Here is a 22,023-nt window from a genome sequence, read left to right as displayed (position 1 = left end):
GAGTGATTCATGACTGGGGTGAAGTCGTAACAAGGTAGCCGTAGGGGAACCTGCGGCTGGATCACCTCCTTAATCGAAGATCTCAGCTTCTTCATAAGCTCCCACACGAATTGCTTGATTCACTGGTTAGACGATTGGGTCTGTAGCTCAGTTGGTTAGAGCGCACCCCTGATAAGGGTGAGGTCGGCAGTTCGAATCTGCCCAGACCCACCAATTGTTGTGGTGTGCTGCTGATCCGAATGGGGCCATAGCTCAGCTGGGAGAGCGCCTGCTTTGCACGCAGGAGGTCAGGAGTTCGATCCTCCTTGGCTCCACCATTAATCGTCGAAAGCTCAGACATGAATGTTCAGGTTGAACGAACATTGATGTCTGGTCTTTGTGCCAGAACTGTTCTTTAAAAATTTGGGTATGTGATAGAAGTAGACTGAATAATCTCTTTCACTGGTGATTATTCAAGTCAAGGTAAAATTTGCGAGTTCAAGCGCGAATTTTCGGCGAATGTCGTCTTCACGTTCGAGACAATAACCAGATTGCTTGGGGTTATATGGTCAAGTGAAGAAGCGCATACGGTGGATGCCTTGGCAGTCAGAGGCGATGAAAGACGTGGTAGCCTGCGATAAGCTTCGGGGAGTCGGCAAACAGACTTTGATCCGGAGATCTCTGAATGGGGAAACCCACCCGGGATAACCTGGGTATCTTGCACTGAATACATAGGTGTAAGAGGCGAACCAGGGGAACTGAAACATCTAAGTACCCTGAGGAAAAGAAATCAACCGAGATTCCCTTAGTAGTGGCGAGCGAACGGGGATTAGCCCTTAAGCTTCTTTGAATCTAACAGAACGCTCTGGAAAGTGCGGCCATAGTGGGTGATAGCCCCGTATGTGAAAGGTTCTTTGAAGTGAAATCGAGTAGGACGGAGCACGAGAAACTTTGTCTGAATATGGGGGGACCATCCTCCAAGGCTAAATACTACTGACTGACCGATAGTGAACCAGTACCGTGAGGGAAAGGCGAAAAGAACCCCGGAGAGGGGAGTGAAATAGAACCTGAAACCGTATGCGTACAAGCAGTGGGAGCCTACTTTGTTAGGTGACTGCGTACCTTTTGTATAATGGGTCAGCGACTTATATTCAGTGGCGAGCTTAACCGTATAGGGAAGGCGTAGCGAAAGCGAGTCTTAATAGGGCGTTTTAGTCGCTGGGTATAGACCCGAAACCGGGCGATCTATCCATGAGCAGGTTGAAGGTTAGGTAACACTGACTGGAGGACCGAACCCACTCCCGTTGAAAAGGTAGGGGATGACTTGTGGATCGGAGTGAAAGGCTAATCAAGCTCGGAGATAGCTGGTTCTCCTCGAAAGCTATTTAGGTAGCGCCTCACGTATCACTCCAGGGGGTAGAGCACTGTTTCGGCTAGGGGGTCATCCCGACTTACCAAACCGATGCAAACTCCGAATACCTGGAAGTGTCAGCGTGGGAGACACACGGCGGGTGCTAACGTCCGTCGTGAAAAGGGAAACAACCCAGACCGTCAGCTAAGGTCCCAAAGTTATGGTTAAGTGGTAAACGATGTGGGAAGGCTTAGACAGCTAGGAGGTTGGCTTAGAAGCAGCCACCCTTTAAAGAAAGCGTAATAGCTCACTAGTCGAGTCGGCCTGCGCGGAAGATGTAACGGGGCTCAAACCATACACCGAAGCTACGGGTGCATCGCAAGATGCGCGGTAGAGGAGCGTTCTGTAAGCCTGTGAAGGTGAGTTGAGAAGCTTGCTGGAGGTATCAGAAGTGCGAATGCTGACATGAGTAACGACAATGGGAGTGAAAAACTCCCACGCCGAAAGACCAAGGGTTCCTGCGCAACGTTAATCGACGCAGGGTTAGTCGGTCCCTAAGGCGAGGCTGAAGAGCGTAGTCGATGGGAAACAGGTTAATATTCCTGTACTTCTAGTTACTGCGATGGAGGGACGGAGAAGGCTAGGCCAGCTTGGCGTTGGTTGTCCAAGTTTAAGGTGGTAGGCAGAGATCTTAGGTAAATCCGGGGTCTTAATGCCGAGAGCTGATGACGAGTCATCTTTTAGATGATGAAGTGGTTGATGCCATGCTTCCAGGAAAAGCTTCTAAGCTTCAGGTAACTAGGAACCGTACCCCAAACCGACACAGGTGGTTGGGTAGAGAATACCAAGGCGCTTGAGAGAACTCGGGTGAAGGAACTAGGCAAAATGGCACCGTAACTTCGGGAGAAGGTGCGCCGGCGAGGGTGAAGTATTTACTACGTAAGCCCATGCCGGTCGAAGATACCAGGCCGCTGCGACTGTTTATTAAAAACACAGCACTCTGCAAACACGAAAGTGGACGTATAGGGTGTGACGCCTGCCCGGTGCCGGAAGGTTAATTGATGGGGTTAGCGAAAGCGAAGCTCTTGATCGAAGCCCCGGTAAACGGCGGCCGTAACTATAACGGTCCTAAGGTAGCGAAATTCCTTGTCGGGTAAGTTCCGACCTGCACGAATGGCGTAACGATGGCGGCGCTGTCTCCACCCGAGACTCAGTGAAATTGAAATCGCTGTGAAGATGCAGTGTATCCGCGGCTAGACGGAAAGACCCCGTGAACCTTTACTGTAGCTTTGCACTGGACTTTGAGCCTGCTTGTGTAGGATAGGTGGGAGGCTTTGAAGCGTGGACGCCAGTCTGCGTGGAGCCATCCTTGAAATACCACCCTGGCATGCTTGAGGTTCTAACTCTGGTCCGTTATCCGGATCGAGGACAGTGTATGGTGGGCAGTTTGACTGGGGCGGTCTCCTCCTAAAGAGTAACGGAGGAGTACGAAGGTGCGCTCAGACCGGTCGGAAATCGGTCGTAGAGTATAAAGGCAAAAGCGCGCTTGACTGCGAGACAGACACGTCGAGCAGGTACGAAAGTAGGTCTTAGTGATCCGGTGGTTCTGTATGGAAGGGCCATCGCTCAACGGATAAAAGGTACTCCGGGGATAACAGGCTGATACCGCCCAAGAGTTCATATCGACGGCGGTGTTTGGCACCTCGATGTCGGCTCATCACATCCTGGGGCTGAAGCCGGTCCCAAGGGTATGGCTGTTCGCCATTTAAAGTGGTACGCGAGCTGGGTTTAGAACGTCGTGAGACAGTTCGGTCCCTATCTGCCGTGGACGTTTGAGATTTGAGAGGGGCTGCTCCTAGTACGAGAGGACCGGAGTGGACGAACCTCTGGTGTTCCGGTTGTCACGCCAGTGGCATTGCCGGGTAGCTATGTTCGGAATAGATAACCGCTGAAAGCATCTAAGCGGGAAACTAGCCTCAAGATGAGATCTCACTGGGAACTTGATTCCCCTAAAGGGCCGTCGAAGACTACGACGTTGATAGGTCGGGTGTGTAAGCGCTGTGAGGCGTTGAGCTAACCGATACTAATTGCCCGTGAGGCTTGACCATATAACACCCAAACAATTTGTGTGTTGTACGGTGAAGACGTAACGAACCGAAAGTTCGTGTGAACCGCAAATACCTGTCACATACCCGAATCTGGATGAGCGTGTGCATCTGCCACGAGCATCCATAAAGAATTGCTTGACGACCATAGAGCGTTGGAACCACCTGATCCCATCCCGAACTCAGTAGTGAAACGACGCATCGCCGATGGTAGTGTGGAGTTTCTCCATGTGAGAGTAGGTCATCGTCAAGCTCCTATCCCAAAACCCCTGGTCAGCTTCGCTGGCCGGGGGTTTTGCTTTTGTGGCGCAAAAAAGGACGCCGCTCGACATGGAAACGTTGATCTCTACCTTCATCCTGCTAGGCGTCCTGAGCCTCAGCGTCGGTCAGTTGCTTGCCTTTTGCCTGCTTGTTAAACGAGCCGGGCCAGCTGCGCTTCTCGCCTTGATCATCCCGGGTTTCGGCTTCTTTCTCGGGCGCCGGCACGGCATCTACAAATGGCTCCTGCTGCCGTACCTGGTGTGCATGGGTTGCTTCCTCGTCGCCATGATCATGGCTGGATGAGGCTCGCTATGAGCCTGTAAACGTTCGCTGGCTGAGCTGAGAGCGGCGCTAATAGCCTCTCTAGAACAGCCTTTTCAGCGTTTCTTGCCCTCTCCTGTCGGGGGCGGCGTTCCTGTTACAAAACGCCTGCTGTCTTACTGATGGCATTTCATCCAGCTGTCACATTTGCGTCATAGAGTCTTCATGCGGCCTGACGATACTGGCCCCCGTTCCATCCAACCCCATTCTCCTTAAGGAGCAAGGCATGAAACTCAAGCGTTTGATGGCGGCCCTGACTTTTGTCGCCGCAGGCGTAGGCACCGCCAGTGCGGTAGCCGCGATCGATCCGGCTCTGCCGGACTACCAGAAAGCCAGCGGTGTGTCGGGTAACCTGTCGAGCGTCGGTTCTGACACTCTGGCCAACCTGATGACCATGTGGGCGGAAGAGTACAAACGCCTGTACCCGAACGTGAACGTGCAGATCCAGGCCGCCGGTTCCTCCACCGCGCCGCCGGCTCTGACCGAAGGTACCGCTAACCTCGGCCCGATGAGCCGCAAGATGAAGGACGTCGAGCTGCAGGCTTTCGAACAGAAGTACGGCTACAAGCCGACTGCTGTTCCAGTTGCCGTGGACGCCCTGGCGATCTTCGTGCACAAGGACAACCCCATCAAAGGCCTGACCATGCAACAGGTCGATGCCATCTTCTCCTCCACCCGCCTGTGCGGTGGCAAGTCGGAAGTGAAGACCTGGGGTGACCTGGGTCTGACCGGCGACTGGGCCAACAAGCCCGTCCAGCTGTTCGGTCGTAACTCCGTTTCTGGCACCTACGGCTACTTCAAGGAAGAAGCCCTGTGCAAAGGCGACTACAAACCGAACGTGAACGAGCAGCCGGGTTCGGCTTCCGTGGTGCAGTCGGTGAGCCAATCGCTGAACGGCGTTGGCTACTCCGGTATCGGTTACAAGACCGCTAGCGTGAAGACCGTTGCCCTGGCCAAGAAAGAAGGCGGCGAGTTCATCGAAGACAACGAAGCTAACGCCCTGAACGGTAGCTACCCGCTGTCCCGCTTCCTGTACGTCTACGTCAACAAGGCGCCGAACAAGCCGCTGAACCCGCTGGAAGCACAGTTCCTGAAAATGGTGCTGTCCAAGACTGGCCAGCAGGTAGTCGTCAAAGACGGCTACATCCCGCTGCCGTCCAAAGTCGCCGAAAAAGCGATCAAGGACCTGGGTCTGTAATCAGCCCTCCAACCGGGCGGAGATCCCCGTCCGGCATGGGCTGACGCATACTCGACCGAGCCCGCCAGCATGGCTCTGCTGGCGGGCTTTGTCGCGTCACTTCCATGTCATCTTTCTGTCATATAGGGCCGCTAGGGTGTCACTCCATGAACGACATGGCCAACTCCCCGATGACTTCTTCTCTCCCCGAGCGGATCGATTTCAATACGCCTGCCCTGCAGCGCAAGCGCCGTATCCGGGCGCTCAAGGATCGACTGACACGTTGGTACGTCCTGGTCGGCGGGCTCGCCGTACTGGCCGCCATTACCCTGATTTTCTTCTACCTCGCTTACGTCGTGCTGCCGCTGTTCCGCGGTGCCGAACTGGAGACGCGTGACCCCCTGGCTCCGGCCTGGCTGAAGACGGCCCAGGCGCCGCTGCTGCTGAGCATCGAAGAGCAGAACATGGTGGGCATGCGCGTTGCCGCCAACGGCGAGGTGGTGTTCTTCGACGCCAAGAAAGGCGACGAGATGGACCGCGTTGCGCTGAAGCTGCCCGCCGGTACCAGCGTCACCTCCATCGCCGAGGACCAGCCGGGTCATCCTACCGTTGCGCTGGGCCTGTCCAACGGTCAGGTGCTGGTGTTCAAGCACAACTACAAGGTCACCTATCCGGACAACAAGAAGACCATCACCCCGCACATCGACTATCCCTACGGCGAAGCCCCGATGAACCTGGATCCCCAGGGCCGTCCGCTGGAGCACGTGGCGATCGTCTCGGGTGATGACAGTCTGTTGCTGGCCGCTTCCACCGGCAGCGAAATGCTGCTGCTCGGCCTGACCCAGCAGGAAAACATGCTGACCGGTGAGAGCACCCTGCAGGAAGAGCGCATCAACCTGCCGCAGATCGCCGATCCGGTGAAGGCCATCTACATGGACCCGCGCAAGCAGTGGCTCTATGTGCTCAATGGCCGCGCCCAGGCCGACGTGTTCGACCTGAACAGCCACCAGCTCAATGGCCGCTACAAGCTGCTGGACGACGCCTCTGCCGAAGTGACCGCCAGCAGCCAACTGCTGGGTGGCATCTCGCTGATGGTCGGCGACTCCAAGGGCGGCATCAGCCAGTGGTTCATGGCACGTGGCGAAGATGGTGAGCCGCGCCTGTCCCATGTGCGTGATTTCAAACTGGGTGACCAGCCGATCTCCAGCATTGCACCGGAGCAGCGCCGCAAGGGCTTCCTGGCCCTCGACAAGCAAGGCAACCTGGGTATCTTCCACAGCACCGCGCACCGCACGCTGCTGGTGGAGAACGTCGCTCCGTCCGCCGGTCCGATGGCCCTGTCGCCGCGCGCCAACCGCCTGATCGTCGAGCAGGGTGGCGAACTGCGCCGCTTCAGCCTGAGCAACCCGCATCCGGAAGTCTCCTTCAGTGCTCTGTGGGGCAAGGTCTGGTACGAGAGCTACGACAAGCCGTCCTACGTCTGGCAGTCCACCGCCGCGACCACTGACTTCGAGCCCAAGCTGAGCCTGTCGCCGCTGACCTTCGGTACGCTGAAGGCGGCGTTCTACGCGATGATCCTCGCCGCTCCGCTGGCCATCGCCGCCGCCGTCTATACCGCCTACTTCATGGCTCCGGGCATGCGCCGCAAGGTGAAGCCGGTGATCGAGTTGATGGAAGCGTTGCCGACGGTGATCCTCGGCTTCTTCGCCGGCCTGTTCCTGGCGCCGTATGTCGAAGGCCACCTGCCGGGTATCTTCAGCCTGTTGCTGCTCACGCCACTGGGCATCCTCGCTGCCGGCCTGGTCTGGAGCCGTCTGCCCGAGCGTATCCGCCTGAGCCTGCCGGCCGGCTGGGAAGCGGCGATCCTGATCCCCGTGGTTCTCGCCACCGGCGCCTTCGCCCTGTGGATGAGCCCGCACCTGGAGACCCTGTTCTTCGGTGGTGACATGCGCCTGTGGATCAGCCATGACCTGGGCATCACCTACGATCAGCGCAACGCCCTGGTGGTCGGTCTGGCCATGGGCTTCGCGGTGATCCCGAACATCTTCTCCATCGCCGAAGACGCCATCTTCAGCGTGCCGCGCAGCCTGACCTACGGCTCCCTGGCCCTGGGTGCGACGCCCTGGCAGACGCTGACACGCGTGGTGATCCTGACCGCCAGCCCGGGCATCTTCTCCGCGCTGATGATCGGCATGGGCCGCGCCGTGGGCGAGACCATGATCGTGCTGATGGCCACTGGCAACACCCCGGTCATGGACGTGAACATCTTCCAGGGCATGCGAACGCTGGCGGCGAACGTCGCGGTGGAAATGCCGGAGTCGGAGGTGGGCGGGACTCACTACCGTGTGCTGTTCCTTTCGGCACTGGTGCTGCTGTCCTTCACCTTCGTGATGAACACCCTGGCAGAGCTGATCCGTCAGCGCCTGCGCAAGAAATACGCGTCGCTCTAAGCGACGCCCGACGAGGCTACGTTCCGTGAAACAGAAACAGGAATCCGTCAAAGCGTGGTTTGCCAGCGGTTCTCCCTGGGTGTGGATGAACGCGGGTGCAGTGTCCATCGCCGTGATCATGACCATCGGCCTGCTCGCCGTGATTGCCGTGCGCGGTCTCGGCCACTTCTGGCCGGCGGACGTGATCGAGGCGACCTACACCGTCCCCGGTGAAGCCCCCAAGACCCTGATCGGCGAAGAAGTGCAGATCGAGCAGGTACCGCGCGAACGTCTGCGCGGCGCCGGCCTGCCGGTGCCGGACAACGGTCCCGAGTTCATGACTCGCGAACTGCTCAAGCTGGGCAACCGTGACCTCTACGGCAGCGACTTCTCCTGGGTGATTGGCGAGTGGCTGAACGACCGTCGCCACCCGGCTGACCTGGTGACCCTGGAACGCCGCGAGTGGGGCAACTTCTATGGCTACCTGCTGAGCGTGAAGGAAAACGGCAAGGTGGTCGCCGAAGGTCCGGGCGCCATGGCCGAGTTGCAGACTCGTCTGAAGCGCGTCGATGAGCTCTACGCCCAGCTGTACCGGCTGGAGAAGAGGGACATCGGCGGCATCAACCACGGCCTGGAGCGGCTGCGCCTGAAGGAACGTGGCCTGCAGCTGAACAACAAGCTGGATGCCACCGCCGAGGCTGACATCGCCGCCGGCCGCGCCGAGCTGAATGCCCAGTACAAGGTGCTGGAAGAACAGCTCAACGGCCTGCACCAGGAGTTCAACCGCGACAGCATCGTCATGCGCGACGCCACCGGCCAGCAGACCGAAATCAGCGTCGGCAAGCTGGTGCATGCCTACCAGCCGAACCAGATGGGCGTGGCCACCAAGCTGAGCTTCTACTTCAAGAAACTGTGGGAATTCCTCAGCGACGACCCGCGTGAGGCCAACACCGAAGGCGGCATCTTCCCGGCCATCTTCGGCACCGTGATGATGACCCTGGTGATGGCCGTGATCGTCACCCCGTTCGGTGTGATCGCTGCTGTCTACCTGCGCGAGTACGCTCGCCAGGGCCTGCTGACCCGCATCATCCGCATCGCGGTGAACAACCTCGCGGGCGTTCCGGCGATCGTCTACGGCGTGTTCGGCCTGGGCTTCTTCGTCTACGTGCTGGGCGGCTCGCTCGACCGGATGTTCTTCCCCGAAGCCCTGCCGGCGCCGACCTTCGGCACGCCGGGGCTGTTCTGGGCCTCGCTGACCCTGGCCATCCTCGCAGTGCCAGTGGTAATCGTTGCCACCGAGGAAGGCCTGGCGCGTATCCCGCGGGCCACCCGCGAAGGCTCCCTCGCCCTGGGCGCAACCAAGGCCGAGACCCTGTGGAAAGTGGTCCTGCCGATGGCCAGCCCGGCGATGATGACCGGCCTGATCCTCGCCGTGGCCCGTGCTGCCGGCGAAGTGGCGCCGCTGATGCTGGTGGGCGTGGTGAAGCTGGCTCCGGCGCTGCCAGTCGACGGTAACTACCCGTACGTGCACCTGGACCAGAAGATCATGCACCTGGGCTTCCACATCTACGACGTCGGCTTCCAGAGCCCGAACGTCGAGGCAGCGCGTCCGCTGGTGTACGCCACCGCGCTGCTGCTGGTGATGGTGATCGCCCTGCTGAACTTCTCGGCCATCGCGATTCGTAACCGCCTGCGCGAAAAGTACAAGGCGCTGGAAAACTGATTCTGCCGGCGGCGGGCCGTGCCCGCCGCCAAGCCTCCCAAGGAGACTGAACATGCAACATGAAACCGCATCCCACGGCATCGACATCGGCGCGCTCGGCCGCGGCGACCGTCAGGGCATGAACCTGGAAAGCGAGACCGTCGCCCTCGAAGTGCCCGGCCTGAGCCTGTTCTATGGCGAGAAGCAGGCACTGTTCGACGTCAGCATGAACATTCCCAAGCAGCGCGTGACCGCCTTCATCGGCCCGTCCGGCTGCGGCAAGTCGACCCTGCTGCGTTGCTTCAACCGCATGAACGATCTGGTCGACGGTTGCAACGTGAAGGGCGAGATCCTCCTGGACGGCCACAACATCTTCGCCAAGAACGTCGACGTCGCCGAACTGCGCCGCCGCGTCGGCATGGTGTTCCAGAAGCCCAACCCGTTCCCCAAGAGCATCTACGAGAACGTGGTGTACGGCCTGCGCATCCAGGGCATCAACAAGAAGCGCGTGCTTGATGAGGCCGTCGAGTGGGCCCTCAAGGGCGCCGCGTTGTGGGACGAGGTGAAGGACCGCCTGCACGAATCCGCACTCGGCCTCTCCGGTGGCCAGCAGCAGCGTCTGGTCATTGCCCGCACCATCGCCGTGGAGCCGGAAGTCCTGCTGCTCGACGAACCCTGCTCGGCACTGGACCCGATCTCCACCCTGAAGATCGAAGAGCTGATCTACGAGCTGAAATCCAAGTTCACCATCGTCATCGTGACCCACAACATGCAGCAGGCCGCGCGCGTCTCCGACTACACGGCCTTCATGTACATGGGCAAGCTGATCGAGTTCGGCGATACCGATACCCTGTTCACCAACCCGGCCAAGAAGCAGACCGAAGACTACATCACCGGTCGTTACGGCTAGTTTCGCGGACTTGCGTGCGCGGTAGAACTTCCCGGAGTACATCACAAGCCAGCGGCCCGGAGCCTGCGGCTTTCGCGGAGCGAACATGATCAACAAAGAAAGCCTCACCCACCACATCTCGCAGCAGTTCAACGCCGAGCTGGAAGATGTGCGCAGCCATCTGCTGGCCATGGGCGGCCTGGTGGAGAAGCAGGTCAACGACGCGGTCAACGCGCTGATCGACGCCGACTCGGGCCTGGCCCAGCAGGTGCGCGAGATCGACGACCAGATCAACCAGATGGAGCGCAACATCGACGAGGAATGCCTGCGCATCCTCGCCCGCCGTCAGCCGGCCGCCTCCGACCTGCGCCTGATCATCAGCATCTCCAAGTCGGTGATCGACCTGGAACGCATTGGTGACGAGGCGTCGAAGATTGCCCGCCGTGCCATCCAGCTGTGCGAGGAAGGCGAGTCGCCGCGCGGCTACGTCGAGGTGCGTCACATCGGCAACCAGGTGCGCAAGATGGTGCAGGAGGCGCTGGACGCCTTCGCCCGCTTCGACGCGGACCTCGCACTGTCGGTGGCGCAGTACGACAAGACCGTCGACCGTGAGTACAAGACCGCCCTGCGTGAGCTGGTCACCTACATGATGGAAGACCCGCGGGCCATCTCCCGCGTGCTCAACGTCATCTGGGCCCTGCGGTCGCTGGAGCGTATCGGTGACCACGCACGCAACATCGCCGAGCTGGTGATCTACCTGGTGCGTGGCACCGATGTCCGCCACATCGGCCTGACCCGCATGAAGGAAGAAGTGCAGGGCAAGGCTGACAAGGCCGAATAAGCCAGACGCCCGTACCAGAACGAACCTGGCCAGCGCGCCGGGTTCGTCATTTTATGGCCGAGCGGTCCCTCACCAATGGCATGTAGCCACCCGGCAAGGCTATTCTTCGCCCTATCGTTTTCGGGAGATGCCGATGGGCAAGGTCAGTGTGCTGGTCGTGGATGACGCTCCGTTCATCCGTGACCTGGTGAAGAAGGGGCTGCGGGACCATTTCCCCGGTCTGCAGATCGAAGAAGCGGTCAACGGCCGCAAGGCGCAGCAGTTCCTCGCGCGCCAGGCCGTGGACCTGATCCTCTGCGACTGGGAAATGCCCGAGCTGTCGGGCATTGAGCTGCTCACCTGGTGCCGCGAGCAGGACAGCCTGAAGACCACGCCCTTCATCATGGTCACCAGCCGCGGCGACAAGGACAACGTGGTGCAGGCCATCCAGGCCGGCGTCTCCGACTTCATCGGCAAGCCGTTCTCCAACGACCAGCTGGTGAGCAAGGTGAAGAAGGCGCTGTCGCGCGCCGGCAAGCTGGAAGCCCTCGCCGCCCAGGCGCCGCAGCGCAGCCTGGTCGGCTCCATGCCCAATGACTCCCTCGCTGCGCTCACCGGCGGCAAGGCCGAGGTAGTGCGCCCGGCGGCAGCTCCCGCGGCAACGCGCCCCGCTCCGGCAGCGGCCGCCGCCGCTCTTGCCGCGCCGGCCACCCGCAGTGGCGCCAAGGGCCAGCAAGGCCAGCTGCGCCTGCCTTCGGCGAGCCTGCCCTGCGTGATCAAGGCGCTCAGCCTCAAGGAAGCGCTGCTGGTGGTGAAGCGCGGCACGCCATTGCCGCAGGTGCTGGAAAGCGCCGTGCTCGACCTGGAAGAAGACAGCGACGTTGCCCGTCTCAACGGCTACCTGCATGCCGTGGCCGCGCTGGAGCCCAAGCCGGACAGCGAATGGCTGCAACTGACCTTCCGCTTCGTCGACCGTGACCCGCAGAAACTCGACTACCTGTCCCGCCTGATCGCCCGCGGCAGCTCGCAGAAGCACTACGTGCCCGGCGCCTGATCCGGTTACAAATCCTCCCGCCGGCAATTGGGACTGTTTCACAGGCCGACCGGCGGCAGGTCGCGACGCAGGGGCGACGCTGCTAGTCTTGCCAACGTCGCCATACCTATAACCAGAGTCGACATGCTAGGGCGCAGTATCCTCCTGTGCGGCCTTTTGGCTGCATCCGGGACGGCTTCGGCCGTGACCATCTACAAGTACACCGACGCCAACGGCGTGGTCACCTACACGGACAAAGCCGTGGCGGGTGCGGCTGTCTTCGTTTTCCGCGATCGCATGGTCGAGCACCTGGAGGAACAGGTGAAGCTGGAGACGAAGAAGCACGCTGGCGGTGAGACCCTGCAGGTGCGCAACGACCTGTATGCGCCGGTGGAAGTCGAGTTGAGCGTGACCGGCGCGCAGAACGCCGTGGGTGCGCCGGAGCGGCCGATTCGCTGGGTGCTGCCGCCGCGCAGCGCGATTCGCCTGGCGACCCTGACGCCGCTCGATCCCGCCAAGCCGCTGCGCTACAAGCCCAAGCTGCGTTATGCGCTGGGCGATCCGCGGCCTACGCCGCTGTCCTACCAGTACGCACTGCCCTGGACGGGTGGCCCGTTCCGCCTGACCCAGGGTGCCAATGGCCGCTACAGCCACTTCACGCCCAAGGGCCGCTACGCCATGGACATCGCCATGCCGGTGGGCACGCCCATCGTCGCGGCACGTGGCGGTACCGTGGTGAAGGTCGAGAACGGCCAGGATGGGCGCGGCAAGAACCCCTCCGGCAACTTCGTGCGGATACTGCATGACGACGGCACCATGGGCGTGTACCTGCACCTGATGCGCGGCTCGGTGCTGGTGCGCGAGGGCCAGCGCGTCGGCACCGGGACGCCGCTGGCGCAGTCGGGCAATACCGGCAACAGCAGCGGGCCGCACCTGCACTTCGTGGTGCAGCGCAACGTCGGATTGGCGCTGGAGTCGATTCCCTACGACTTTTCCCAGCCGGTGGATTCGCTGCCGAATTTCGCGGTAGTCAGGGAGCACTGAGCGCAGCGCGGCGTCCGTGTGGGAGCGGGCTTGCTCGCGAACCCGCCCAGCTGCGGCGCATCGGCGAGCGCTGTTCGCGAGCAAGCTCGCTCCTACGAAGAGCCAAAGAAAAAGGCTGCCCGAAGGCAGCCTTTTGCATTCAGGGGCAACAAGCTCAGTCGAGCTTGACCACCTTGGCGAGGACGATCTTCGGGCCCTTCATCTTTTTCACGATGATGCGCAGGCCCTCGGTATCCAGCACTTCCTCTTCTTCCGGCACACGCTTGAGGGTGTCGTAGACCAGGCCGGCGAGGGTGTCCGCCTCGACGTGGTCCAGGTCCAGCCCCAGCAGGCGTTCCAGCTTGAACAGCGGAGTGTCGCCGCGCACCAGCAGCTTGCCGGGCTGGTAGGCGACGATGCCGCGCTCAGCCTTGCGGTGCTCGTCCTGGATGTCGCCGACCAGCACTTCCAGTACGTCTTCCATGGTCAGGTAGCCGACGACCTTGTGGTCGGCTTCCTCCACCAACGCAAAGTGCGAACCACCCTGGCGGAACTGCTCCAGCAGGCGGGCCAGCGGCAGGTGCTTGGTGACCATTTCCAGCGGGTGGGTCAGCTCGTCGAGGTCAAAGGACTCCGGCAGGCTGTCCAGTGTGGCCAGGGCCAGCAGCAGGTCCTTGATGTGCAGCAGGCCGATGAACTCGCCCTTCTCGCTGTCGTACACCGGGTAGCGGCTGTACTTGTGACGGCGGATGGTGGCGAGGATGTCGTCCAGTGGCGCGGTGCGCTCGAGGTAGACCAGGTCTTCGCGGGAGTTGGCCCAGTCGGCGACTTCCAGCTCGCCCAGCTCCACCGCCGAGGCGAGCACGCGCATGCCCTGGTCGCTGGGGTCGTGGGCGCGGCTGGAGTGCAGGATCAGCTTGAGCTCGTCACGGCTGTAGTGGTGCTCGTGGTGCGGCCCCGGCTCGCCCTGTCCGGCGATCTTGAGGATGGTGTTGGCGCTGGCGTTGAGCAGCCAGATCGCCGGGTACATCGCCCAGTAGAACAGGTACAGCGGCACCGCCGTCCACAGCGACAGCAGCTCTGGCTTGCGGATCGCCCAGGACTTGGGCGCCAGCTCGCCGACCACGATGTGCAGGTAGGAGATGATGAAGAACGCGGTGAAGAACGACACGCCGCGGATGACTTCCTCGGAGTGCACGCCGACCGCGGCCAGCAGCGGCTCGAGCAGTTCGGCAAAGGCCGGCTCGCCGACCCAACCCAGGCCCAGGGAGGCCAGGGTAATGCCCAGCTGGCAGGCGGAAAGGTACGCGTCGAGCTGGTTGTGCACCTTGCGCAGGATGGTGCCGCGCCAGCCGTGCTGGTTGGCGATGGTCTCCACACGGGTGGAGCGCAGCTTGACCATGGCGAACTCGGCGGCCACGAAGAATCCGTTGAGCACGACGAGGAACAGGGCGAACAGGATCAGGCCGAAATCGGCGAAATAGGTGAGGAAGTTGCTACTGGGGGAAGGGTCCATGGTTCTGTTGGTTTGAGAATGGACGGACAAGAATGCGGTTCAGCGGGCCCGGCTGGCAAGCCCGACTATGGCCGCGTGTGGGTCGAGCGTGGTTATGCGCGGCTCTCGACCTGCTGCGGTGGGAAGTGGCAGGTGAAGCTGCTGCCCTTGCCCGGCACGCTGCTGATGTCCAGGGTGCCGCGGTGGCGCAGCAGCACGTGCTTGACGATGGCCAGGCCCAGGCCGGTGCCGCCGGTGCTGGCGTTACGGCTGGAGTCCACGCGGTAGAAACGCTCGGTCAGGCGGGGCAGGTGCTTGGGATCGATGCCGATGCCGCTGTCCTGCACAGCCAGGTGTGCGCCTTGCTCATCCGCCCACCAACGAATGCGGATCTCGCCTTCGTCGGGGGTGTACTTCACGGCGTTGAACACCAGGTTGGAGAAGGCGCTGCGCAGCTCGGCCTCGCTGCCCTTGAGCTTCACCTTCGAGTCTGCCTCCAGGCTGATGCGGTGGCTGCGCGCGCCGGACAGCGCCTGGGCGTCGTTGCGGATCGACAGCAGCATCAGGTCCACCGCCACCGGCTTGTTGTCCGCCGGGTAATCGGTGGCTTCCAGCTTGGCCAGCAGGAGCAGGTCGTTGAGCAGGTTCTGCATGCGTCCGGCCTGCTGCTGCATCTGCTGCAGTGCGCGGGTCCAGCGCGGGTTTACGTCCTCGACGTTGTCCAGCAGCGTCTCCAGGTAACCGGCGATCACCGTCAGCGGCGTACGCAGCTCGTGGGAGACGTTGGCGACGAAGTCCTTGCGCATCTGCTCCAGCTGATGGACGCGGGTCACGTCGCGCACCAGCATCAGGTGCTCGCCGGCGCCGTAGAGGGTGATGTGGAATTGCAGGCGCAGGTTGTCGCTGATCGGCGAGGGAAGCTCCAGCGGCTCGCGGTAGTCCTCGCCCTCGAAGTATTCCTTGAAGCGTGGATGGCGCACCAGGTTGGTCACCGGCTGGCCGCCGTCCTGTGGACTCTTGAGGCCCAGCAGGCGTTCGGCGGACTGGTTCCACCACTCCAGGTTGCCATCGCGGTCGAGCAGGATCATGCCGTCGCGCAGCGCCGCAGTGGATTCCTGCATGCGGTCGATCACCGCCTGCAGACGCCCGCGGGCGCGCTGGTTGCGCCGCTGCAGGTGGTAGATGCTGTCGAACACCTCGCCCCACAGGCCGTAGCCATCGGGCGGGGCCTCATCGGGCTGGTGGTTCTTCAGCCATTTGTGCAGGCGCAGCAGCTGCCAGGTCGACCAGCCGAGGTAGGCGGCCAGCGCCACGGCGATCGCCCAGCCGTACTGGCCGGTGATCAGGCCAAGCAGTGCGCCGGCGGCGACGACTAGCAGCAGGTGGCGTATCAGCACGCCACTCCAGTTCTGGGTCACGAAATTCCGTTCCTTGTACCCGTCGAGCCAGAGACCCGATCAGCTTTTGGTCGAGAAACGATACCCGGTGCCGCGCACGGTCTGAACCAGATTTTCGTAGACCTCGCCCAGGGCCTTGCGCAGACGGCGGATGTGCACGTCGACGGTGCGCTCCTCGACATAGACGTTGCCGCCCCAGACCTGGTCCAGCAGCTGGCCGCGAGTGTAGGCGCGCTCCTGGTGGGTCATGAAGAACTGCAGCAGGCGGTATTCGGTCGGGCCCATCTCGGCCGGCTTGCCGTCGATGGTCACGCGGTGGCTGATCGGGTCCAGCAGCAGGCCGCCGACTTCGATCGGCGTCTCGCTGTCGCCAGCGCCGGTGCGGCGCAGCACGGCCTTCAGGCGGGCGACCAGTTCGCGCGGGGAGAAGGGCTTGGTGATGTAGTCATCCGCGCCGACTTCCAGGCCCTGGATCTTGTTGTCCTCTTCGCCCTTGGCGGTGAGCATGATGATCGGGATGGCCGAGGTCAGCTCGTCGCGCTTGAGGCGGCGGGCCAACTCGATGCCGGAGGTGCCCGGGAGCATCCAGTCGAGCAGGATCAGGTCCGGCTTGCGATCGACGATCACCGCGTGAGCCGTCTGGGCGCTATCGGCCTCCAGGCATTCGTAGCCGGCCATCTCCAGGGCCACGGCGATCATTTCCCGGATCGGAGCTTCGTCATCGACGATGAGGATTGTCTTGCCAACCATGCTGAGGCCTCAGAAATTCTGTAATGCGCCGCATTAGATAACGGAAATATTTCATGAATGTGACACCGCGATGGTAGCTGAGCCTCGTGCCAGAGCGCTCGTCTATGCTCATTGGGTCGCCACGCGTTTACTGCGCGGCACAAGCGGAACCCACCGGCCCGGTCGGCGGTGTGCCCGGCAGAGAGCCTGCCGGAGTCTTGCGATGACGGTTGTGAGTGCGTTGTCGACGTCGCCCTGGCCGGCCCTGCCTGCAGTCCCGCCCGCCTCTGCGCCGCTGCTCGCGCCGTTTCCACCTCACCAGAGGAGAAGCGTTATGAAACTGCTATTCCCGGCCCTGGCACTGGGCCTGATGTTCCCGGCCATGTCCGCCCTGGCTGCCGGCCCTGGCATGGAAAAGAACGGCATGCTGGTCGACGCCAAGGGCATGACGCTCTACACCTTCGACAAGGACAGTGGCGGCAAGTCGATGTGCAACGGTGGTTGTGCGCAGAACTGGCCGCCCCTGATGGCTGCTGCGGATGACAGCGCCATGGGGGACTGGACGCTGATCAAGCGTGATGACGGCAGCGCCCAGTGGGCCTACAAGGGCAAGCCGCTGTACACCTTCGTCCAGGACAAGAAGGCCGGCGATATGGCCGGTGAAGGCAAGATGGGCGTCTGGCACATGGCCAAGCCGTAAAGCTATTCGTGAGAGCGAGGGGGACGCCCTGTTCTTGCTCGCGAACCTGGCCTGGCACCTTGGGTATCAAGCGGGTTCGCGAGCAAGCACGCTCCTGCGGGGTTTGCATCAGCGCAGCGCGAAGTCCAGCACGGTGCCGAGGAAGATCGCCAGCCCGGCCCAGTGATTGTGCAGGAAGGCCTTGAAGCATTTCATCGGCTCGCGGTCACGGGTCGAATGGAACTGCCAGGCGAAGCAGCCCGCCGCCACGGCCAGGCCCAGGTAGTAGGTCAGGTGCATGCCCAGCTTGTTGCCGGCGAGGATCAGCAGCAGGAGCATCAGGCCCTGTAGCGTCAGGTTGATCGCGCGGTCGGCGTCGCCGAAGAGGATCGCCGTGGACTTCATGCCCATCTTCAGGTCGTCCTCGCGGTCGGTCATCGCGTAGTAGGTGTCGTAGGCGACCGTCCACAGCACATTGGCGAAGAACAGCAGCCAGGCTACCGCCGGCAGAGTGCCGTTGGCCGCCGTGAAGGCCATCGGGATGCCCCAGGAGAACGCCGCGCCCAGCACCACCTGCGGGTAGTAGGTGTAGCGTTTCATGAAGGGGTAAAGCGCCGCCACCGCCGCGCCGCCGAAGGATAGCCAGATGGTCTGCTCGTTGGTGCACAGCACCAGCAGGAAGCTCAGGCCCAGCAGCGTGAAGAAGGCAATCCAGGCCTCGCGCACGGTGATCCTGCCGGTTGCCAGCGGGCGTGCCTTGGTGCGTTCGACGTGGCCGTCGAGCTTGCGGTCGGCGAAGTCGTTGATCACGCAGCCCGCCATGCGCATCAGCACGGTGCCGAGGACGAAGATCACCAGGTTCTTCACGCTTGGCACGCCGCCGCTGGCCATCCACAGCGCCCAGAGTGTCGGCCAGAGCAACAGGTAGATGCCGATCGGCTTGTCCATGCGCGTCAGCTGGATGAAGTCCCAGGCGCGGGGATGCAGGCGGGCGAGGGGTTTGATCAGGGCGACGAACATGGCGGCCTCCGGAAAACGATCCGGGAATTATACGGGCTGTTGTTCCACGCGGTGCCACAGCGATGGCAGGAAAACCTCGGCAACCAGCACGCCCAGGCCGTCGCGGCTGAAGCAGGAGCGACGGCCCCAGAGGCGTTCGGCGCGCACTTCGGCCGGCAGGCTGGCAGCCGGGTAGCGACAGACCTCGATGGGGCCGCGCTGGAAGGCGCGGTCGCTGAACAGCAACTCACCCAGAGAGCGCGTGCCGAGCAGGCGCAGGTCGAAGCCGGAACCTTCCAGTGCCGAGCGCGCTGCTACGCTGCGGGCGAACACCCAGGGCGTGCCGTGGCCTTTGAGGTACACCTCGCGCACCCAGCCCTGGCTGCCGTCCGGCACGCCCAGCGCGGCGCACTCGTCGGTGCGCAGGCGGTGCCAGCCCTCGGCCAGCGGTTGCACGGCAAATGCGCCATCGGACAGCGCCGTCAGCCGGCGCGTTAGCGAGCCTTCGTCGAACAACCAGCCCACGACCTGGGCGGCGGGGGCAGGGTGCAACTGGGCGGCGGTGAGCCAGCGGGGCGGGTGGATCAGGGCGGCTTCGGGCACGGCTTCGACTGCGGGTGGCCAGGGACGCGGCAGCTTAACATGGCACCTTTGCGCGGCCGATTGCGTTGTCCGCAAGAGTGCCTTACGCAAAACCCCACCAAAGGTTTGGCCGGTCGCCGGCATTTTTCCGGGGGCTTGCGCGCGGGCGGTATCGCCAGTACAAAGCCGGACATTGGATGCACTGACGTCCAAGCGACAAGAACATGAGGGTGATAGCTGATGAAGAAGTGGCAATGCGTGGTTTGTGGCCTGATCTATGACGAGACCAAGGGTTGGCCGGAAGAGGGCATCGCCGCCGGTACCCGCTGGGAAGACGTGCCGGAAGACTGGTTGTGCCCGGATTGCGGCGTCGGCAAGCTGGATTTCGAGATGATCGAGATCGGCTGATCCCGCCAGGATGGATTCCCGCGACGGCGGCCTTCGGGCCGCCGTCTGCGTTTGCGGGGCCGGCAGGCCGCGGTCAGGCGCGGTAGACTGCTTGAGTCCGGGTTGGCTTTGCTGACGCTGCCCGGCGGCAGGGGCGCCGTTGGCCGGCGCCAGTAAAGTGGGTTAGGTTCACTTCGCAATCGCAGGAGGGCTTGGCTGATGCGCAAATGGCAATGCGTGGTCTGTGGCTTCATCTACGACGAAGCACTGGGACTGCCCGACGAGGGCATCGCCCCTGGCACGCGCTGGGAAGACATCCCGCCGGACTGGGTCTGCCCGGATTGTGGCGTCGGCAAGATCGACTTCGAGATGATCGAAATCTCCTGAGCCCGCCCCAGCACGACGAATTCATGCGGCGGCCCGGTGGCCGCCGTGCTGTCTTCAGACAATGAACATTTTCAGAAGTGGAGAGCGCAATGAGCGAAAACGCACCGTTGGTCATCATCGGCACGGGCCTGGCCGGCTACAACCTGGCCCGCGAGTGGCGCAAGCTGGACAGCGAGACGCCGCTGCTGCTGATCACCGCCGACGACGGTCGCTCCTACTCCAAGCCGATGCTCTCCACCGGATTCTCCAAGGACAAGGATGCCGACGGCCTGGCCATGGCCGAAGCGGGCGCCATGGCCGACCAGCTCAAGGCGCGCATCCTCACCCACACCCGTGTCACCGGCATCGACCCGGGCCATCGGCGCATCTGGATCGGCGAGGAAGAGATCCACTACCGCGACCTCGTGCTGGCCTGGGGTGCAGAAACCATTCGCGTACCGGTCGAGGGTGATGCCCAGGACCTGATCTTCCCGATCAACGACCTGGAAGACTACGCACGCTTCCGCAGCGCCGCCGCTGGCAAGCGTCGGGTGCTGCTGCTGGGTGCCGGCCTGATCGGCTGCGAGTTCGCCAACGACCTCTCCAGCGGCGGCTTCCAGATCGACGTAGTGGCGCCCTGCGAGCAGGTCATGCCCGGCCTGCTCCATCCGGCAGCCGCCCTGGCGGTGCAGCAGGGGTTGGAAGGCCTCGGCGTGCGCTTCCACCTCGGCCCGGTGCTGAACCGCCTGGTTCGCGCCGACAATGCCCTGGAAGCGCACCTCTCCGATGGTCAGGTGATCGCCTGCGACCTGGTCGTCTCCGCCGTCGGCCTGCGCCCGCGCATCGACCTGGCCGCTGCCGCCGGCCTGGATATCAACCGCGGCGTGATGGTCAGCCGCGAACTGCGTTCCTCCCATGCCAATATCTACGCCCTGGGTGATTGCGCCGAGGTCGACGGTCTCAACCTGCTCTACGTGATGCCACTGATGTCCTGCGCCCGCGCGCTGGCGCAGACCCTGGCCGGCAAGCCGACGCCGGTGGCCTACGGTGCCATGCCGGTGACCGTGAAGACGCCGGTTTGCCCGCTGGTGGTGTCGCCGCCGCCGCGTGGCAGCGAGGGCGAATGGCAGGTGGAAGGCTCTGGCCCGGACCTCAAGGTGCTGTGCCGGGATACCGCCGGTCGATTGCTCGGATACGCCCTGACGGGGGCCGCTGTGAGTGAAAAACTCTCCCTGAACAAGGAGTTGCCAGCGCTGCTGGCGTGACAGGCGTCGCCTATGGCGGATTTGCCGTGGGAAAGAGCCCGCAAATTGTCAGACGATACTGGCGTACCAGCTTTCGGCGTGCCATTCTCCCCCCGTCTGCCGCAGCCTAGAGCCTGTACGGCAAGCCTGCGGTGCCTTGGGGCGCTGTTGGGAAGACAGCACGGACACAACAACAACAAACCGTCAAAGAGGCATTTATGCGTAAACCAGAACTCGCCGCCGCGATCGCCGAGAAGGCCGACCTCACCAAAGAACAAGCCAACAAGGTGCTGAATGCGCTGCTGGATGAAATCACTGGCGCGCTCAACCGCAAGGACAGCGTTACCCTTGTCGGTTTCGGTACCTTCGTTCAGCGCCACCGTGGCGCCCGTACCGGCAAGAACCCGCAAACCGGCCAGCCGGTCAAGATCAAAGCCAGCAACACCGTTGCCTTCAAACCAGGCAAGGCGCTGAAAGACGCCGTCAACTGATCGCGTCTGACCCGGAGCCAGAGCGGCTCCGGGTTGCTTCCTCCGGTTACATAATCCCTCCAAAAGACCGGATGTAGTCCGTTTTCAAACTGGCTACAATGCGCAGACTATTGTCTCGAACGTCGAGGTTTGTGCATGAAATTCCGTCTACTCCTGTGGATGCTCGGTCGCCTGATGGCCAAGGCCAGCCGCGAAAACCCCGCGTTCCAGAAGCAGCTCGAAGGCAAGGACCTGGTGTTCCAGCTCCACACGCTCGACGGCAAGGTCGCCCGCCACTATATCGTCAAGGACCTCAAGGTCAGCGCCCGTCGCGGCACCCATCCGCAGCCGGCCTTCGCGCTGGGCTTCAAGGACGGCGCCTACGGCTTCGCTACCATGACCTCGAAGAATCCGCAGCTGGCCTTCATGCAGGGTATCCAGAACAAGGACATCCAGATCCAGGGCAACCCCGGCCTGGTGATCTGGTTCCAGGGTCTGGTGAAGTACCTCAAGCCGAAGAAGAAGGCCGCGCCGGCCAGCGACAAGAAAGCCGCCTGAGTTTCCTGCGCGCTCGAAAAAGGCCCC

The 22,023-nt window shown here is 62.3% G+C and carries 19 protein-coding genes, 2 tRNA genes and 3 rRNA genes (1 of these 24 running past the window's edge); 19 read left to right on the top strand and 5 right to left on the bottom strand.

What is annotated here, in order from left to right:
- The 13 genes from ACKI1H_RS03925 to ACKI1H_RS03865 all read left to right on the top strand — a co-directional run.
- Positions 1 to 72, top strand: a 16S ribosomal RNA gene (locus ACKI1H_RS03925) (it extends 1,465 nt beyond the left edge of the window).
- 64 nt (positions 73 to 136) lie between these two features.
- Positions 137 to 213: transfer RNA gene (locus ACKI1H_RS03920), tRNA-Ile, on the top strand.
- A gap of 28 nt (positions 214 to 241) precedes the next feature.
- A tRNA-Ala gene (locus ACKI1H_RS03915) sits at positions 242 to 317 on the top strand.
- A gap of 229 nt (positions 318 to 546) precedes the next feature.
- Positions 547 to 3,438: ribosomal RNA gene (locus ACKI1H_RS03910) — 23S ribosomal RNA — on the top strand.
- 134 nt (positions 3,439 to 3,572) lie between these two features.
- Positions 3,573 to 3,688 (top strand): 5S ribosomal RNA (rrf, locus tag ACKI1H_RS03905).
- The 16S, 23S and 5S rRNA genes sit together here with 2 tRNA genes alongside, the layout of an rRNA operon.
- 77 nt (positions 3,689 to 3,765) lie before the next feature.
- Positions 3,766 to 3,999 carry a hypothetical protein gene (locus tag ACKI1H_RS03900; protein ID WP_138525910.1) on the top strand — a complete coding sequence of 78 codons (234 nt, stop codon included), beginning with the start codon at positions 3,766 to 3,768 and terminating at the stop codon, positions 3,997 to 3,999.
- A 244-nt stretch (positions 4,000 to 4,243) separates the two neighbouring features.
- Positions 4,244 to 5,215, top strand: a complete 972-nt coding sequence (locus ACKI1H_RS03895) for a phosphate ABC transporter substrate-binding protein PstS (protein WP_054910037.1) — start codon at positions 4,244 to 4,246, stop codon at positions 5,213 to 5,215.
- Positions 5,216 to 5,610: 395 nt separating this feature from the next.
- The gene (locus ACKI1H_RS03890; protein ID WP_440468820.1) at positions 5,611 to 7,644 is read left to right on the top strand and encodes an ABC transporter permease subunit; all 2,034 of its coding nucleotides are present in this window, start codon (positions 5,611 to 5,613) and stop codon (positions 7,642 to 7,644) included.
- 25 nt (positions 7,645 to 7,669) lie between these two features.
- A complete protein-coding gene (gene pstA, locus ACKI1H_RS03885) occupies positions 7,670 to 9,346 on the top strand; it encodes a phosphate ABC transporter permease PstA (RefSeq protein ID WP_440467697.1) in 1,677 nt (558 codons plus the stop codon).
- A gap of 52 nt (positions 9,347 to 9,398) precedes the next feature.
- Positions 9,399 to 10,235 carry a phosphate ABC transporter ATP-binding protein PstB gene (pstB, locus tag ACKI1H_RS03880; RefSeq protein ID WP_138525912.1) on the top strand — a complete coding sequence of 279 codons (837 nt, stop codon included), beginning with the start codon at positions 9,399 to 9,401 and terminating at the stop codon, positions 10,233 to 10,235.
- 85 nt (positions 10,236 to 10,320) lie between these two features.
- Positions 10,321 to 11,055: a phosphate signaling complex protein PhoU gene (gene phoU / locus ACKI1H_RS03875; protein ID WP_440467696.1), complete on the top strand. Its 735-nt coding sequence runs from the start codon at positions 10,321 to 10,323 to the stop codon at positions 11,053 to 11,055.
- Positions 11,056 to 11,188: 133 nt separating this feature from the next.
- A complete protein-coding gene (locus tag ACKI1H_RS03870) occupies positions 11,189 to 12,088 on the top strand; it encodes a response regulator (RefSeq protein ID WP_138525914.1) in 900 nt (299 codons plus the stop codon).
- A 123-nt stretch (positions 12,089 to 12,211) separates the two neighbouring features.
- Entirely contained in the window at positions 12,212 to 13,111 is a 900-nt protein-coding gene (locus tag ACKI1H_RS03865; protein WP_138525915.1) for a peptidoglycan DD-metalloendopeptidase family protein, read from the top strand.
- 154 nt (positions 13,112 to 13,265) lie between these two features.
- Here ACKI1H_RS03865 and ACKI1H_RS03860 read toward each other — a convergent pair whose 3' ends face one another.
- From ACKI1H_RS03860 to phoB, 3 genes are all read right to left on the bottom strand, one after another.
- Positions 13,266 to 14,606, bottom strand: coding sequence for a hemolysin family protein (locus ACKI1H_RS03860; RefSeq protein ID WP_138525916.1), 1,341 nt, complete (start codon positions 14,604 to 14,606; stop codon positions 13,266 to 13,268).
- A 92-nt stretch (positions 14,607 to 14,698) separates the two neighbouring features.
- Positions 14,699 to 16,003, bottom strand: coding sequence for a phosphate regulon sensor histidine kinase PhoR (gene phoR / locus ACKI1H_RS03855; protein WP_138525917.1), 1,305 nt, complete (start codon positions 16,001 to 16,003; stop codon positions 14,699 to 14,701).
- A gap of 39 nt (positions 16,004 to 16,042) precedes the next feature.
- The gene (gene phoB / locus ACKI1H_RS03850) at positions 16,043 to 16,732 is read right to left on the bottom strand and encodes a phosphate regulon transcriptional regulator PhoB (protein WP_024762043.1); all 690 of its coding nucleotides are present in this window, start codon (positions 16,730 to 16,732) and stop codon (positions 16,043 to 16,045) included.
- A 313-nt stretch (positions 16,733 to 17,045) separates the two neighbouring features.
- Here phoB and ACKI1H_RS03845 point away from each other — a divergent pair, with 313 nt between their 5' ends.
- A complete protein-coding gene (locus tag ACKI1H_RS03845) occupies positions 17,046 to 17,411 on the top strand; it encodes a COG4315 family predicted lipoprotein (RefSeq protein WP_138525918.1) in 366 nt (121 codons plus the stop codon).
- Between the two features lie 108 nt (positions 17,412 to 17,519).
- Here ACKI1H_RS03845 and ubiA read toward each other — a convergent pair whose 3' ends face one another.
- Together ubiA and ACKI1H_RS03835 are read right to left on the bottom strand one after the other, a co-directional pair.
- Positions 17,520 to 18,410 (bottom strand): 4-hydroxybenzoate octaprenyltransferase, encoded by an 891-nt coding sequence (gene ubiA, locus ACKI1H_RS03840; RefSeq protein ID WP_138525919.1) that lies wholly within the window; start codon positions 18,408 to 18,410, stop codon positions 17,520 to 17,522.
- A gap of 27 nt (positions 18,411 to 18,437) precedes the next feature.
- Complete coding sequence (locus tag ACKI1H_RS03835) at positions 18,438 to 18,977, bottom strand: chorismate lyase (RefSeq protein ID WP_440468819.1); 540 nt, start codon at positions 18,975 to 18,977, stop codon at positions 18,438 to 18,440.
- Between the two features lie 234 nt (positions 18,978 to 19,211).
- Between ACKI1H_RS03835 and ACKI1H_RS03830 the strand changes: the two genes are divergently transcribed.
- The 5 genes from ACKI1H_RS03830 (at position 19,212) to ACKI1H_RS03810 (ending at position 21,996) form a co-directional block, all read left to right on the top strand.
- Complete coding sequence (locus ACKI1H_RS03830; RefSeq protein ID WP_015479573.1) at positions 19,212 to 19,379, top strand: rubredoxin; 168 nt, start codon at positions 19,212 to 19,214, stop codon at positions 19,377 to 19,379.
- Positions 19,380 to 19,577: 198 nt separating this feature from the next.
- On the top strand, positions 19,578 to 19,745 hold the full coding sequence (locus ACKI1H_RS03825; protein WP_138525920.1) for a rubredoxin: 168 nt from the start codon (positions 19,578 to 19,580) through the stop codon (positions 19,743 to 19,745).
- An 89-nt stretch (positions 19,746 to 19,834) separates the two neighbouring features.
- A complete protein-coding gene (locus ACKI1H_RS03820; RefSeq protein WP_440467695.1) occupies positions 19,835 to 20,989 on the top strand; it encodes an NAD(P)/FAD-dependent oxidoreductase in 1,155 nt (384 codons plus the stop codon).
- A gap of 197 nt (positions 20,990 to 21,186) precedes the next feature.
- Positions 21,187 to 21,459 (top strand): HU family DNA-binding protein, encoded by a 273-nt coding sequence (locus ACKI1H_RS03815; RefSeq protein ID WP_017520695.1) that lies wholly within the window; start codon positions 21,187 to 21,189, stop codon positions 21,457 to 21,459.
- 135 nt (positions 21,460 to 21,594) lie between these two features.
- Complete coding sequence (locus ACKI1H_RS03810) at positions 21,595 to 21,996, top strand: hypothetical protein (RefSeq protein WP_045217727.1); 402 nt, start codon at positions 21,595 to 21,597, stop codon at positions 21,994 to 21,996.
- The last annotated feature ends 27 nt before the right edge of the window (positions 21,997 to 22,023 follow it).

Origin of the sequence: Pseudomonas sp. YH-1, assembly GCF_051990045.1 — a bacterium.
GTDB lineage: Bacteria > Pseudomonadota > Gammaproteobacteria > Pseudomonadales > Pseudomonadaceae > Pseudomonas > Pseudomonas nicosulfuronedens.
The sequence above is the reverse complement of the archived record's forward strand: the minus strand, read 5'-3'. Positions and strand labels throughout refer to the sequence as shown.

What these genes read in the sequence shown, in the direction of transcription:
- ACKI1H_RS03810 (WP_045217727.1), top strand. Translation starts at nt 21,595, where the DNA reads ATGAAATTCCGTCTACTCCTGTGGATGCTCGGTCGCCTGATGGCCAAG.
- phoB (WP_024762043.1), bottom strand. Translation starts at nt 16,732, where the DNA reads ATGGTTGGCAAGACAATCCTCATCGTCGATGACGAAGCTCCGATCCGG.
- ACKI1H_RS03845 (WP_138525918.1), top strand. Translation starts at nt 17,046, where the DNA reads ATGAAACTGCTATTCCCGGCCCTGGCACTGGGCCTGATGTTCCCGGCC.
- ACKI1H_RS03825 (WP_138525920.1), top strand. Translation starts at nt 19,578, where the DNA reads ATGCGCAAATGGCAATGCGTGGTCTGTGGCTTCATCTACGACGAAGCA.
- ACKI1H_RS03820 (WP_440467695.1), top strand. Translation starts at nt 19,835, where the DNA reads ATGAGCGAAAACGCACCGTTGGTCATCATCGGCACGGGCCTGGCCGGC.
- ACKI1H_RS03830 (WP_015479573.1), top strand. Translation starts at nt 19,212, where the DNA reads ATGAAGAAGTGGCAATGCGTGGTTTGTGGCCTGATCTATGACGAGACC.
- ACKI1H_RS03860 (WP_138525916.1), bottom strand. Translation starts at nt 14,606, where the DNA reads ATGGACCCTTCCCCCAGTAGCAACTTCCTCACCTATTTCGCCGATTTC.
- phoU (WP_440467696.1), top strand. Translation starts at nt 10,321, where the DNA reads ATGATCAACAAAGAAAGCCTCACCCACCACATCTCGCAGCAGTTCAAC.
- pstB (WP_138525912.1), top strand. Translation starts at nt 9,399, where the DNA reads ATGCAACATGAAACCGCATCCCACGGCATCGACATCGGCGCGCTCGGC.
- ubiA (WP_138525919.1), bottom strand. Translation starts at nt 18,410, where the DNA reads ATGTTCGTCGCCCTGATCAAACCCCTCGCCCGCCTGCATCCCCGCGCC.
- ACKI1H_RS03870 (WP_138525914.1), top strand. Translation starts at nt 11,189, where the DNA reads ATGGGCAAGGTCAGTGTGCTGGTCGTGGATGACGCTCCGTTCATCCGT.
- ACKI1H_RS03815 (WP_017520695.1), top strand. Translation starts at nt 21,187, where the DNA reads ATGCGTAAACCAGAACTCGCCGCCGCGATCGCCGAGAAGGCCGACCTC.
- ACKI1H_RS03895 (WP_054910037.1), top strand. Translation starts at nt 4,244, where the DNA reads ATGAAACTCAAGCGTTTGATGGCGGCCCTGACTTTTGTCGCCGCAGGC.
- ACKI1H_RS03865 (WP_138525915.1), top strand. Translation starts at nt 12,212, where the DNA reads ATGCTAGGGCGCAGTATCCTCCTGTGCGGCCTTTTGGCTGCATCCGGG.
- ACKI1H_RS03900 (WP_138525910.1), top strand. Translation starts at nt 3,766, where the DNA reads ATGGAAACGTTGATCTCTACCTTCATCCTGCTAGGCGTCCTGAGCCTC.